The organism is Cryobacterium sp. PAMC25264, from assembly GCF_019443325.1.
Classification (GTDB): domain Bacteria; phylum Actinomycetota; class Actinomycetes; order Actinomycetales; family Microbacteriaceae; genus Cryobacterium.
On the sequence record NZ_CP080383.1, the window covers coordinates 284,666 to 296,960 of the forward strand.

Below are 12,295 nucleotides of genomic sequence, written 5' to 3' on the forward strand. Positions count from 1 at the left end.
GCGCCTTCATACTGGGGGAATGACTGTTCTTATTGCCGGATGCGGCGACCTCGGCACCGAGGCGGGCCTCCGCCTGACTGCGCTCGGCCAGCACGTGGTGGGCCTCCGCCGCCGGGCCGGGCTGTTGCCGGCTGCGCTCGACGGGCAGTCCGTCGACCTGACCCGGGAGAAGCCCCAGGTGCCGCCGGACACCGACCTCGTGATCGTGGCCATCACCGCGGGCAGCCCCGACCCCGAGCTGTACAGGGCCGCCTATGTGACCGGGCTGGCCAACCTGCTCGACGCCCTGGATGAGGCGCAGGTGACGCCGCGCCGTTTCCTGATGGTGTCCTCGACGGCCGTCTACGACGTGGACGACGGCAGCACCGTCGACGAGACGACCCCGGCGACCTCGGACGCCGGCACGGACGCGATCCTGCTCGAGGCCGAACAGCTGCTGCGGAGCCGCCTCCCCTCGGCCGTGGTGCTGCGCCTCGGCGGCATCTACGGCCCCGGCCGGGAGCGTCTGATCGACCAGGTGCGTTCGGGGCGCGCCACCGTGGGCGAGCGCACCCGCCTGACCAACCGGATCCACCGCGACGACGCCGCCGCGATGATCGTGCACCTGCTCTGCCGGGCCAAGGCGCCCGACCCGCTCTACCTCGGGGTGGACTCCACTCCGGTGCCCGCCGCCGAGGTGCTGGCCTTCATCGCCGGCGAGCTCGGCCTGCCCGTGCCCGAGATCGTCGAGACCGGCAGCAGGCGTGGCGGCGACAAGCGCGTGGACAACCGGCGCATCCTCGAGACCGGCTTCAGCTTCAGCTACCCGAGCTACCGGGAGGGCTACCGGGCCGTTCTGGCCGGGCAGGGCGTGCGGCACCCGTAACCACCAGCGGCACACTGCACCGCATCGTGGCCGGGCCGAGCCGCAGGATCCCGTCGGTCACCGGCTCGCAGCGAAGCCCGCCACGCCCGCGGAGCGCGCGGTGGGCGCCGGGGGCGAGCGTCACATCCATCCAGGCGCAGGGGTTCGCGGGCCGGTGCGCCCGGAATTCGACGGGACCGTCACCGCTGTCGAGCGAGAAGATCGCCCCGCGCAGGGCGTCGACGTCCACGCCGCGAAGCAGGATGTTGCGCCGGGTGTCGGCCGGGTCGAGGGTGCGCGGCAGCCCGAGGTCGTCGGCTACCTGCGTGAGGACGTCGGCGTTCATCACCGTGACCGACGCCTGCACGTGCGCCCGTCGGCCGAAGTGCCGGTCGCCCACGATGCCCATGCCCGCGCGCACCTCGATGCGTTCGTGACTCTCCTCGCCCACCGCCGGCAGCGGCCCATCGGCCGGGCGCCCTTCGTACCGGTGCACGGGGGAGGCGTGCAGCAGCACGATCTCCAGCTCGGCGCGGTACGGGAGGTCACTCACAACGACCAGACTATGCGTCCACCCGGTTGCCTCACTCCTGCAATCCTTCCGGAGACGACCACCGGATGCCGGAATTTCGGGAGAGTGGCCGCCGCGGCGGGAGTGAGCAGGAGTTAGGCATCCCGATCGGTGAGTGGGTGGGTTAGGGGGCCATTCCGGACTGCACGGGCACGAACTCGACGTTGTGGGTGGGGTGCACGGACTTGACCGGCGCACGGGAGAAGCCCTTGGCGTCGAGGCGGTTCTCGGCGCGGAAGGTGGCCAGGGCCGCGTCGTAGAGCTCATTGAGCCGCGCGCCGGTGTACTCGCCGTCGTGCCGTCGGTGAAACGGATGGTGATAGGCGTCTTGGCGGGGAAATGCCGGTTCATGCGGACGAAGCCGTCGGCATCCTGCTGCAGTGTGATCATCCCGCTAGTCTTCCGTATCCGCACCGGCCGTGGTACCGGGCCCACACTGGGCCCTTCGTCCGCGCGCGGCGGGCGCGGGAGGTTCTACCATTGACAAATGCAACAGGACCAGCACGCCGAGACCCCCGCCACCGTCGATCCGCCCCGCGAGGTGCTGGAGTGGACCGAATTCGCCGACGCGTCCAGGTCATTGGCCAGCACGGTGCTGGCAAGCGGGTTCCAGCCCGACGTCGTCATCGCCATCGCGCGCGGCGGCCTGCTGCTGGCCGGGGCCATCTCGTACGCCCTCGGCACCAAGAACTGCGGCTCCATCAACGTGGAGTTCTACACCGGCATCGACGAGCGTCTGCCGGAGCCCGTGCTCTCCGGCCCGATGCTCGACGCCCCGGCGCTGGCCGGAAAGCGCGTCCTGTTGGTGGACGACGTCTCCGACTCGGGCCACACCCTGGCCCTGGTGGTGGGCATCCTCAAGGAATCGGCCGGCGAGGTGCGCTCCGCGACGCTGTACACCAAGCCGCGCACGGTGCACGTGCCCGACTTCACCTGGCGGGAGACCGACGGCTGGATCGTCTTCCCGTGGTCGGCATTGCCGCCCGTGACGGCCACCCCGCTGACGAGCGCGGTCGACGCATGAGCATCCACCTCGTCGGCGGCGGCTGGGCCGCCGAGAACGCCACCGAGAACGACGCCGTGGTCTATGGGCCGTTCCTGGCCGAAGCCGCCCTGCGCGCCACCGCGGCCGGCCGCGACGAACCGCGCCTGGCCGTCATCGTGGTGCGGGACGCCGACGGCGCCGACCACGCCGCCAAGCTGCTCGCGGCCATCGGCGCCGCCGGGCCGGTCGACCCGCACCTCACGGTGCTCGGCCTCACCGACGAAGCCACCCTGCTCGCCGTGGCGGATGTCGACGGCATCGTGATCGGCGGCGGCCTGACCCCCGCCTACCTCAGCGCCCTCACCCCTATCGCCGGGGAGATCCGCCGTCAGGTGGCCGCCGGCATCCCGTACCTCGGCTATTCCGCCGGCGCCATGATCGCTGCCGAACGCGCCGTGCTCGGCGGCTGGCAGATCGGCGGTGTACCGGTGAGCCCCCTGGACGCCTCGGAGGGGCTCGACGAGATCACCATCGAGAACGGCATCGGCCTGCTCGACGTGACCGTGGATGTGCACGCCGCCCAGTGGGGCACGCTGTCCCGCATGGTCGCCGCCACCGAGGCCGGCCTCATCCGCGGCGGCCTGGCCGTCGACGAGGGCACCGTGCTGATCGTGGGCCAGGGCACCCTGGGCGTGGCCGGAACCGGCAGCGTCTGGACCGTGAGCGAATCCGAGGGCGGGGTGCTGGTGAGCACCTTCGGCTCCTGAGCCGGATGCCCGCACCGATCGCCCCCGCGCTGATCGAGCCCGGCTGGGCGCGGGCCTTCGGGCTCGGAGAGCATGCCGGCCCCGTCGACGTCAGTGCCGTGGCACCGTTTGCGGCCCCGCTCGCCTTCGCTCGGCAGCGGGCCACGGCGGGCGCCGAGGTGCTGCCGGCGCCGGAGAACATCCTGCGCGCCTTCCGGCAACCGTTCGACGAGGTGCGCGTGCTCATCGTGGGCCAGGACCCGTACCCCACGCCCGGGCATCCGGTGGGCCTGGCCTTCTCGGCGGCCGGTGAGGTGCGCCCGGTGCCGCGGAGCCTGGCGAACATCTTCACCGAGTTGCACGACGACCTCGGCCTACCGAAACCGGACGGCGGCGACCTGACCCCCTGGACCCGGCACGGGGTGCTGCTGCTCAACCGGGTCCTCACGGTCGAGGCCGGCGCCGCCGGGTCGCACCGCCGGCACGGCTGGGAGGCCGTGACCGAGCAAGCCATCCGGGCGCTGGCCGGCCGCGGCACGCCGCTGGTCGCCATCCTCTGGGGCAGGGACGCCGAGAACCTGCTGCCGCTGCTCGGGTCGACCCCCGCACTCGTCTCGGCGCATCCCAGCCCGCTCTCGGCCCGGCGCGGCTTCTTCGGCTCCCGCCCGTTCAGCCGCGCCAACGCGCTGCTGGCCGAGCAGGACGCGGCGGCCGTGGACTGGGCGCTGCAGTAATCTGATTCCCATGTGGAGAGGACCCATCCGGTGCTAGAAGAGGAATACCAGCCGCGTCGACGGCTGCCGCGTCACCTGACGCCGGCGCCCGCGCCCGAGGCGCCGTTCGAGTACTCGCTTCGGGATGCGGTGGACACAGATCTTCCCGACATTCGGGAGATCTACAACTACTACGTGGCCAACAGCACCGTCACCTTCGACGAGGATGCGATGACCCTCGCCGAGTGGCGCGACAAGTTCGCCTACCTGAGCAAGCTCGGCATGCCGTTCATCGTGGCCGAGTCGCCGGCCGGACAACTGCTCGGCTACGCGCTGGTGAGCCCGTGGAAGCAGAAGAAGGCGTACCGGTTCACGGTGGAGAACTCGATCTACCTGGGCGCGGCATCCACCGGGAAGGGCCTGGGACGGGTGCTGCTGACCGAACTCATCGAACGCTCGAAGGCCGCCGGTCTCAAGGAGATCATCGCCGTGATCGCCGACCAGGGGGCGGAGGCGTCGATCAAGCTGCACCAGGACTTCGGCTTCGAGGAGATCGGCCGGATGGGCAAGGTCGGCTTCAAGTTCGAGCGCTGGCTGGGCACCGTGCTGTTGCAGAAGAGCCTCAAGTAGGCCGTAGCCCGGCGCTCACCGGCGCGACAGCCGCCCGGTCACCGTCACCACGGTGCGCCGGGGCGACACCGAGGCCAGCCAGGCCAGCAGTCGGTTCTGTCCGCCGCTGACCGCGTGTGGGGGAGTGCGGGGCGTATCGAGCGCATCGAAGGCCGTGCGCATCACCTCGTCCACACTGGCCAGGCGGCGGGGGCCGGCCGTGGAGCGGTGGGCGACGGTGTAGAACTCGGTCTCGGTCGGGCCGGGGCACAGCGCGGTGACCTTGAGCCCGGTACCGCGGGTCTCGTACCAGAGCGCCTCGGTGAGACTGAGCACGTAGGCCTTGCTCGCGGCGTAGACGGCCAGCCGGGGTACCGGCTGGAACGCCGCCGTGCTCGCGACGTTCACCAGCGCCGCGCCCTGCGGATGCGTGAGCGCCGCGCTGAGCAGGCCCGGCAGGAGGGCATGGGTGAGATCGGTGAGCGCCTGGACGTTGACCGCCACCTGGTCGTGCACCGGTGCCTCCGGCGCATCCACCATGCTGCCGAACAGGCCGAAGCCGGCGTTGTTCACCAGGGTGCTCACCCGGACTCCTCGGTCGTCGAGGTCGTGCACGAGCTCGGCGACGGCGCCGGGGGCGGCCAGGTCGAGCGGGATCACGGTGGACACCGTGCCGTATTTCTCGGCCAGGTCCACGGCGAGGGCCTCGAGCCGGTCCAGCCGGCGTGCGGTGAGCACCAGGTCTGCGCCCCGGCGGGCGAGCTCGTGGGCGAAGCCCACGCCCAGTCCGCTCGACGCCCCGGTGATCAGCGCGGTGGTGCCCATCGGGTTGTACAGAGCGGCAGCGTCAGTGCGGGTCATCTTCAGAGGCTACCCGGGCGCAGGCTCCCGCTGCCAGTCCCGGCGCCCGGCGCCCGCATCCGTCCCGGCCGCCGGCCCAACTGGCCCCGAAGCGGACATCTGGTCCCGGCACACCGGGTGCAGATGTCCGGAACGGGGCCAGTTGGCGCGCAATGGGGCGGCGACCGTCCGCCTGCGGCCCCGGGCCGGGGCGGTGATGGGCTCGGTCGCTAGGCTCGGGGGATGGCCGACCTCCACGAACTGACCGCCCTCGAGCAGTGGCGCTCCCTGCAGCAGGGCGAGATCAGCCCCACCGAGCTCACCCGGCACTACCTGACCCGCATCGAGCGGCTGAACCCCGGGCTCGGCGCCTTCGTCACCGTGACCGCCGAGGCCGCCCTCGCCCGCGCCAGGCAGGTGGAAACCGAGGTGCCCCGCACCCGGCCACTGTGGGGGCTCCCCTTCGCCGACAAGGACCTGCAGCAACGCGCCGGCGTGCCCGTGGGGTTCGGCTCCCGGCTGATGCGCGGCACCGTGCCCGAGACAAGCGACCTGCTCGTGCAGGCCCTCGACGAGGCCGGCGGCGTGAGCCTGGGCAAGACCGCCACCCCCGAATTCGGCCTGCCGTCATACACCGAACCCGTGGCTGGCGCTCCGGCCCGCAACCCCTGGAACCCGGCGCTGGGCGCCGGCGGCTCCAGCGGGGGCGCCGCCGTAGCCGTGGCGGCGCGGATGCTGCCGTTCGCCCCGGGCAGCGACGGCGGCGGATCGGTGCGCATCCCGGCCGCCGCCTGCGGTTTGGTCGGGGTCAAGCCGTCCCGCGGCCGGATCCCCGCGGCGAGCGGCCTCGACGTGCCAGGGGGTCTTCCCGTGGCCGGCCCGCTCGCGCGCACCGTGGCGGATGCCGCGCTGCTGCTGGACGCCATGATCGCGCCGGACGGCGGCCGGCCGGCGCATCCGTTCGCCGTGCGGGCACCCGGGGAAGACGAGCAACTTCTCGGCGCCGCCGTTCGCGGCGAAGGCCGCTACCAGCTGGGCGTGATGACCACCTCGGCCTGGGATGACGCCTACGAGATCAGCCTGGACCCGGAGGCGCTGGCCGCGCTCGCCGTGGCTGTCGACGGTTTCACTGCCATGGGCCACGGCATCGAGCAAACCGCCTTGGAGCCGGACCCGAGCTACGCGCCGGCGTTCCGCGCGCTCTGGCAGCTCAGCGCCGCCCGGATTCCCGCCGAAACCACCGAGCAGGAGGCCCTGCTCGAACCCCTCACCCGCTGGCTGATGCACCGCGGACGGGCGTTGGCCGGCCGCGACGTGGCCGAGGCGCTGACCACCTTGGCGACCTACGAGCGCTCACTGATCCGCCAGCTGGGCCGGTTCGACGCCGTGCTCACCCCGGCGCTGGCACTCACGCCCCGGCCCGTCGGCTGGTACGACGCCGTCGACGGCGAACGCAACTTCGCCCAGCAGGTGCAGTACACGCCGTTCACCTCGATGGTCAATGTGTCCGGTCTGCCGGCCATCACCCTGCCAGTGGCCCAGACCCCGGACGGCCTGCCGATGGGCGTGCAGCTGATCGGCCGGCCGGGCGGCGAGGCCACCCTGCTGGCCCTCGGCGCGCAACTGGAGCGCCGGCTGCGCTGGCAGGACCGGGTGCCGCCCGGCGTGTGACGCCTCCGACGGCTCGGCTCGGCGTGTCTTATTTTGAAGGGTTCAAAACAACTGCTACCGTGAGGCATGGCCGCAGCTCGAACGATCACCGCGGAGCAGCGCTCTGCCGGTCAGCACGCGACCGGCCACCACGCCGTCGACCTCGCGACAGACAGCCACGCGGATGACTTCGCCGCCGTCATCCGCGCCGCCGGCCTCAAAGTCACCGCGCCCCGCCTCGCCGTGCTCACCGGCCTGGCCGACTCGGCCCACGCCACCGCCGAGCAGCTCTTCGATACGGTGAGCGCCGGGCTCCCCGGCACCAGCCTGCAGGCGGTCTACGGCGTGCTGAACGCCTTCACCAGCGCGGGACTGGTGCGCCGGATCGAACCGGCCGGCTCCGCCGCCCTGTTCGAACGACGGGTGGGCGACAACCACCACCACCTCATCTGCACCGGCTGCCGCTCCGTGACCGACGTCGAGTGCGTCGTGGGCGAAGCCCCGTGCCTGACACCCGGCGACTCCGCCGGCTTCATCCTGCAGACCGCCGAGGTGACCTTCTGGGGCCTCTGCCCCGCCTGCCAGGCCGGCGCCTTGGCATCCGCCCCCGATCTCTGAACGACACCTTCTGAATGACCTGAACGACCAGCACATGACACAAAGGAGCACCATGACAACACTGCCCCCCACCACCACCCAGACCGGAACCCCGGTCCCGAGCGACGAGCACTCCCTCACCGTCGGCTCTGAGGGCGTCACCGCCCTGCACGACCGCTACCTGGTCGAGAAGCTCGCCCAGTTCAACCGCGAACGTATCCCGGAGCGCATCGTGCACGCCAAGGGCGGCGGAGCACACGGCGTCTTCGAGGTCACCGGCGACGTGTCCGCCTACACCCGTGCCGCGCTGTTCCAGCCCGGCGCCCGCACCGACACCCTGCAGCGCTTCTCCAGCGTCGCCGGCGAGCAGGGCTCGCCCGACACCTGGCGGGACGTCCGCGGCTTCTCGGTCAAGTTCTACACCACCGAGGGCAACTACGACATCGTCGGCAACAACACCCCGGTGTTCTTCATCCGCGACGGCATCAAGTTCCCCGACTTCATCCACTCGCAGAAGCGCCTGCCTGGCTCGGGCCTCCGCGACGCCGACATGCAGTGGGACTTCTGGACCCTCTCGCCCGAGTCCGCTCACCAGGTGACCTACCTGATGGGCGACCGTGGCCTGCCGCGCTCCTGGCGCACCATGCCCGGCTTCGGCTCGCACACCTACCAGTGGATCAACGCAGCCGGCGAGCGCTTCTGGGTGAAGTACCACTTCACCTCCAACCAGGGCAACGTCGAGATGGAAGGCGCCGAGGCCGAGCTCATCGCGGGCGCCGACGCCGACCACTACCGTCGCGACCTCTACGAGGCCATCGACGCCGGCGACTTCCCGTCCTGGGACGTTCACGTACAGGTCATGCCGTACGAAGAGGGCAAGACCTACCGGTTCAACCCGTTCGACCTCACCAAGGTGTGGCCGCACAGCGACTTCCCGCTGATCAAGGTGGGCACGCACACCCTCAACCGCAACCCGGGCAATTTCTTCGCCGAGATCGAGCAGGCCGCGTTCTCGCCGGCCAACTTCGTGCCCGGCATCGCGGCCAGCCCCGACAAGATGCTCATGGCGCGCATCTTCTCCTACCCGGACGCGCAGCGTTACCGCGTGGGCACCAACTACAACCAGCTGCCGATCAACGCCCCGCAGGCACCGGTGCACAACTACTCGCAGGATGGCGCCGCCCGGTACCACTTCAACGACGCCAGTGCGCCGAACTACGCGCCCAACTCGCTCGGCGGCCCCGTCGCCGACGAGGCCCTCGCGGGCGACGGCACCTGGGAGAGCGACGGTGCGCTCGTGCGGAGCGCCGCGATCCTGCGCGCCGACGACGATGACTTCGGTCAGGCCGGCACGCTGTACCGCGACGTCTTCGATGACGCGGCCAAGGCCCGGTTCCTCGAGACGATCACGGGAGCCGTCGGTGGTGTCACCCGCCCCGAGGTCAAGGAACGCGCCATCGCGTACTGGACGAACGTGGACGCCACGCTCGGCGCGAGCCTGCGGCTGAACCTGGCGGACGGCGAAGCGGAGGCCACCTCGGCCAACGTGTCCGCCGAGCCCGTCGGCGTCGGCGAGTATTAAGCACTACTGCACCCCTGGGCCGTGCGGTCGACTCTGGTCGGCCGCGCGGCCCATCCGCGTTTCGCGCCCCGATCGCCGGACGAGCCCCGGTTCACTGGTCGGGCCCCCGTCCGCTGGTCGAGCCCCGGTTCGCTGGTCGAGCTTGTCGAGACCCGGTGAGCATGTCTGCGCTCAGAGGTCGGCTCGCGGGATCTCGACAGGCTCGATCGACGATCGGCTGGCTCGAGCGCGGAGGGGCTCGCGGTATCAGCGGGGGCCGGCTCGATCTCTCAGTTGGCAGACCCTTCCCAGGGTCATACTGAGGTTAGGCATGCCATACTAAGGGCATGCTTACTTCGACAGTCGCTCCTGCGCCGACCGCACGTGTGCGGGCACCGCGCCCCAGCTACCGCCCGTTCGCCGTCTCCGTGGCGCGCGTCCAACGGCTGTCGACTAACTTCACCCGGGTGACCTTCACGGGCCCCGACCTGCATGAATTCGGCACCGCCGGCCTCGACCAGCGCATCAAACTGGTGCTGCCGTTGCCCGGGGTAGGTGTTTCACCGTTCCCTCGCACCGACTCCTGGTACGAGACCTGGCGGGACCTGCCCGATGAGCACCGCAATCCGCTGCGCACCTACACGGTGCGGCACGCCCGCCCGGAGCACCGCGAGGTCGACATCGACTTCGTCACTCACGGTGACGCCGGACCCGCGTCGCGCTGGGTGCGCGCCGCGATCGTCGGCGACGAGGTCGCCATCGTCGGACCGGTCGCCGACGGCGACAACCCGATCGTGGGCATCGAGTGGGCCCCCGGCAACGCCAACACGGTCCTCATCGCCGGCGACGAGACGGCCGCTCCGGCCATCTGCGCCATCCTCTCGGCCCTGCCGCGCACCGCTCGCGGTTGCGCCTACATCGAGGTGCCCGAAGACGGCGACGCGCACGAGACCAACGCTCCCGACGGGGTCACCGTGACCTGGTTGGCCCGGAACGGCGCCTCCCACGGGTCACGGCTCGAAGCCGCCGCCCGGAGCTGGACCGCCAGGTTCATCACCGCCCACCACAGCGACACAGTGCTCCCCGAGATCGACGTCGACGAGTCCATCCTCTGGGAGGTGCCCGACGGGTCCGGCCTGGACGGCGAGCTTTACGCCTGGCTGGCCGGGGAGGCCAGTGTGATCAAGCGTCTGCGCCGATTCCTCGTCACCGACGTCGGCATCGACCGCCGTCAGGTGGCGTTCATGGGGTACTGGCGCGACGGTCGCGCGGAGCACGCGTGACCACCCGCTTCTTCCGCAGGTAGCCGCCCTTTTCCAGGCCCGCTTCGATCTCGTAGCGGTTCTTCAGCGGGTCGCGCCCCGCGATGAAGTACAGCAGTGGGAACAGCATGCCGTAACGCTGCCACTGCACCTTGTGCACGGCCTCGTGCTCGAGCACATCCGCCGTCACGTTCTGGTTGGTGAGGTAGACCGCGCCCACGCAGGAGCCGCCGCGGCCGAACGCCCAGGCGGGAAGGCCGCGGAACACGACCAGGCCGTTTCGGCGTTCGATGCGGCCGGTGCTCCAGATCGCGCCCCAGATCAAACCGACCGTCGTGGCGTAGAGGTACCCGGCCCGGCTGAGCGGTGAGTCGAACAGGATGCGCCGCATCAACTCACCCGGGAGGCCGCGGGCGGGCGACCGTACTCCTCGAGCAGCCGCAGCCAGACCTCGCTGAGGGTGGGGTAGCTGGGCACGGCGTGCCAGAGACGCTTGATCGGCACCTGGCCGACGACGGCGATGGTGGCCGAGTGCAGCATCTCACCCACCCCGGCGCCCACAAAGGTGACCCCGAGCAGCGTCTCGGTATCGAGGTCGACGACCGCGCGGGCCTGGCCGGTGTACCCGTCGGCCAGAACGCTCGCGCCGGCCACGCCGGCGAGGTCGTAGTCCAGCACCCGGGTGCGGTATCCGGCCTTCTCCGCTGCGGCGGCGGTGAGCCCGACCGAGGCGACCTCCGGGTCGGTGAAGGTGACCTGCGGCACGGCCGCGTGGTCGGCGGTGGCGACGTGGGTGCCCCAGGGGGCGTCGTCCACGGCGAGGCCGGCGGCGCGCGCCGCGATGACGTCGCCGGCGGCGCGGGCCTGGTACTTGCCCTGGTGGGTGAGGAGGGCCCGATGGTTGAGGTCGCCGGTGGCGTAGAGCCAGTCACCGGCCAACACGGGGGAGTCACCCTGCACGAGCATGGTGTCGTCCACGCTCACCCAGTCGCCGGGGGTCAGTCCCACGGTCTCCACGCCCAGGTCCTGGGTGCGTGGCGTGCGGCCGGTGGCCACGAGAACCTCGTCGGCCGTGACCGTGCGGCCGTCGGCGAGAACCAGGGTCACCTCGCCCGTGTCGGTGCGTCGGGCGCGGGTGGGGCTCGCGCCGGTGAGCACCTCCACCCCCACATCGGTGAGGGCGGTGGCCACCATCTCGCCGGCAAAGGGCTCCTGGTCGCGCAGCAGTGAGCTGCGCACGAGCAAGGTCACCTTCGCGCCCAGCGAGCGGTACGCGGCGGCCATCTCCACGGCCACGACACCGCCGCCGATGATGGCGAGATGGCCGGGTACGTGCTTCACCGAGGTGGCGTCCCTGCTGGTCCACGGGGAGACGTCGGCCAGGCCGTCGATGTCGGGCAGCAGCGCGCTGGAGCCGGTGCTGAGCACGACGGCGTGTTTCGCGGTGACGATCACCGGGCCATCCGCGGTCTCGACGGTCACCTCGCGGATGCCGCTGAGCCTGGCGGCCCCGCGCAGCAGGTCGATACCGGCGGAATCGAGCCATTCGACCTGGCTCTCGTCGTTCCAGTCGTGGGTGAACTCGGTGCGGCGTTTGAGCACCGCCGCCACGTCGACCTGCCCGGTCACGGCCTCGGCCGCGCCGGCCACCCGGCGGGCGGCGGCGAGCACCGCGCCGCTGCGCAGCAGCACCTTGGAGGGCATGCAGGCCCAGTAGGAGCATTCGCCACCCACCAGTTCGGCCTCCACGATGAGGGTCGTCAGCCCGCCCTGCACCGTGCGGTCGGCCACGTTCTCGCCCACGGCGCCGGCGCCGATCACGATGACGTCATAGCTGCGGGCGGCAGGCGTCGAGGGGGTGGCTGATGTCGGAGTTGTGTCGGGTGTCGAGGTCGTGTCGCTCATCGTCGCAGCCTA

General features: G+C 71.3%; 13 protein-coding genes. 9 read left to right on the top strand and 4 right to left on the bottom strand.

Annotation, left to right across the window (positions count from 1 at the left end):
- Positions 1–19: 19 nt before the first annotated feature.
- A complete protein-coding gene (locus KY500_RS01260) occupies positions 20–865 on the top strand; it encodes an NAD-dependent epimerase/dehydratase family protein (protein ID WP_219902018.1) in 846 nt (281 codons plus the stop codon).
- Here KY500_RS01260 and KY500_RS01265 read toward each other — a convergent pair.
- Complete coding sequence (locus tag KY500_RS01265; protein ID WP_255579670.1) at positions 798–1,397, bottom strand: molybdenum cofactor biosysynthesis protein; 600 nt, start codon at positions 1,395–1,397, stop codon at positions 798–800. The two genes, KY500_RS01260 and KY500_RS01265, sit on opposite strands and share 68 nt — an antisense overlap.
- Before the next feature lie 505 nt (positions 1,398–1,902).
- On the opposite strand from KY500_RS01265, the gene KY500_RS01270 reads away from it, so the two are divergent.
- The 4 genes from KY500_RS01270 to KY500_RS01285 are packed head-to-tail and all read left to right on the top strand — an operon-like array spanning position 1,903 to position 4,489.
- Complete coding sequence (locus tag KY500_RS01270) at positions 1,903–2,439, top strand: phosphoribosyltransferase (RefSeq protein ID WP_066593375.1); 537 nt, start codon at positions 1,903–1,905, stop codon at positions 2,437–2,439.
- Positions 2,382–3,167 (top strand): Type 1 glutamine amidotransferase-like domain-containing protein, encoded by a 786-nt coding sequence (locus KY500_RS01275; RefSeq protein WP_255579672.1) that lies wholly within the window; start codon positions 2,382–2,384, stop codon positions 3,165–3,167. The genes KY500_RS01270 and KY500_RS01275 overlap by 58 nt, the downstream gene beginning before the upstream one ends.
- 5 nt (positions 3,168–3,172) lie before the next feature.
- The gene (locus KY500_RS01280) at positions 3,173–3,880 is read left to right on the top strand and encodes a uracil-DNA glycosylase (protein WP_219902019.1); all 708 of its coding nucleotides are present in this window, start codon (positions 3,173–3,175) and stop codon (positions 3,878–3,880) included.
- Between the two features lie 30 nt (positions 3,881–3,910).
- Positions 3,911–4,489, top strand: coding sequence for a GNAT family N-acetyltransferase (locus KY500_RS01285; RefSeq protein WP_219902020.1), 579 nt, complete (start codon positions 3,911–3,913; stop codon positions 4,487–4,489).
- A 15-nt stretch (positions 4,490–4,504) separates the two neighbouring features.
- Here the strand turns inward: KY500_RS01285 and KY500_RS01290 are convergent, their stop codons facing one another.
- Complete coding sequence (locus tag KY500_RS01290; protein ID WP_255579674.1) at positions 4,505–5,329, bottom strand: SDR family oxidoreductase; 825 nt, start codon at positions 5,327–5,329, stop codon at positions 4,505–4,507.
- 222 nt (positions 5,330–5,551) lie between these two features.
- On the opposite strand from KY500_RS01290, the gene KY500_RS01295 reads away from it, so the two are divergent.
- From KY500_RS01295 to KY500_RS01310, 4 genes are all read left to right on the top strand, one after another.
- A complete protein-coding gene (locus KY500_RS01295) occupies positions 5,552–6,979 on the top strand; it encodes an amidase (RefSeq protein WP_219902021.1) in 1,428 nt (475 codons plus the stop codon).
- Positions 6,980–7,045: 66 nt separating this feature from the next.
- Positions 7,046–7,576: a Fur family transcriptional regulator gene (locus KY500_RS01300; protein ID WP_219902022.1), complete on the top strand. Its 531-nt coding sequence runs from the start codon at positions 7,046–7,048 to the stop codon at positions 7,574–7,576.
- Between the two features lie 52 nt (positions 7,577–7,628).
- Positions 7,629–9,137, top strand: coding sequence for a catalase (locus tag KY500_RS01305; protein WP_219902023.1), 1,509 nt, complete (start codon positions 7,629–7,631; stop codon positions 9,135–9,137).
- A 326-nt stretch (positions 9,138–9,463) separates the two neighbouring features.
- On the top strand, positions 9,464–10,399 hold the full coding sequence (locus KY500_RS01310; RefSeq protein ID WP_219902024.1) for a siderophore-interacting protein: 936 nt from the start codon (positions 9,464–9,466) through the stop codon (positions 10,397–10,399).
- On the opposite strand, the gene KY500_RS01315 is transcribed toward KY500_RS01310, so the two are convergent.
- Both KY500_RS01315 and KY500_RS01320 read right to left on the bottom strand, forming a co-directional pair.
- Positions 10,359–10,769 (bottom strand): Fe-S oxidoreductase, encoded by a 411-nt coding sequence (locus KY500_RS01315; RefSeq protein ID WP_219902025.1) that lies wholly within the window; start codon positions 10,767–10,769, stop codon positions 10,359–10,361. The two genes, KY500_RS01310 and KY500_RS01315, sit on opposite strands and share 41 nt — an antisense overlap.
- Positions 10,769–12,283 (bottom strand): NAD(P)/FAD-dependent oxidoreductase, encoded by a 1,515-nt coding sequence (locus tag KY500_RS01320; protein ID WP_219902026.1) that lies wholly within the window; start codon positions 12,281–12,283, stop codon positions 10,769–10,771. The genes KY500_RS01315 and KY500_RS01320 overlap by 1 nt, the downstream gene beginning before the upstream one ends.
- Positions 12,284–12,295: the final 12 nt, after the last annotated feature.

What these genes read in the sequence shown, in the direction of transcription:
- KY500_RS01320 (WP_219902026.1), bottom strand. Translation starts at nt 12,283, where the DNA reads ATGAGCGACACGACCTCGACACCCGACACAACTCCGACATCAGCCACC.
- KY500_RS01300 (WP_219902022.1), top strand. Translation starts at nt 7,046, where the DNA reads ATGGCCGCAGCTCGAACGATCACCGCGGAGCAGCGCTCTGCCGGTCAG.
- KY500_RS01295 (WP_219902021.1), top strand. Translation starts at nt 5,552, where the DNA reads ATGGCCGACCTCCACGAACTGACCGCCCTCGAGCAGTGGCGCTCCCTG.
- KY500_RS01290 (WP_255579674.1), bottom strand. Translation starts at nt 5,329, where the DNA reads ATGACCCGCACTGACGCTGCCGCTCTGTACAACCCGATGGGCACCACC.
- KY500_RS01315 (WP_219902025.1), bottom strand. Translation starts at nt 10,769, where the DNA reads ATGCGGCGCATCCTGTTCGACTCACCGCTCAGCCGGGCCGGGTACCTC.
- KY500_RS01305 (WP_219902023.1), top strand. Translation starts at nt 7,629, where the DNA reads ATGACAACACTGCCCCCCACCACCACCCAGACCGGAACCCCGGTCCCG.
- KY500_RS01280 (WP_219902019.1), top strand. Translation starts at nt 3,173, where the DNA reads ATGCCCGCACCGATCGCCCCCGCGCTGATCGAGCCCGGCTGGGCGCGG.
- KY500_RS01260 (WP_219902018.1), top strand. Translation starts at nt 20, where the DNA reads ATGACTGTTCTTATTGCCGGATGCGGCGACCTCGGCACCGAGGCGGGC.
- KY500_RS01310 (WP_219902024.1), top strand. Translation starts at nt 9,464, where the DNA reads ATGCTTACTTCGACAGTCGCTCCTGCGCCGACCGCACGTGTGCGGGCA.
- KY500_RS01270 (WP_066593375.1), top strand. Translation starts at nt 1,903, where the DNA reads ATGCAACAGGACCAGCACGCCGAGACCCCCGCCACCGTCGATCCGCCC.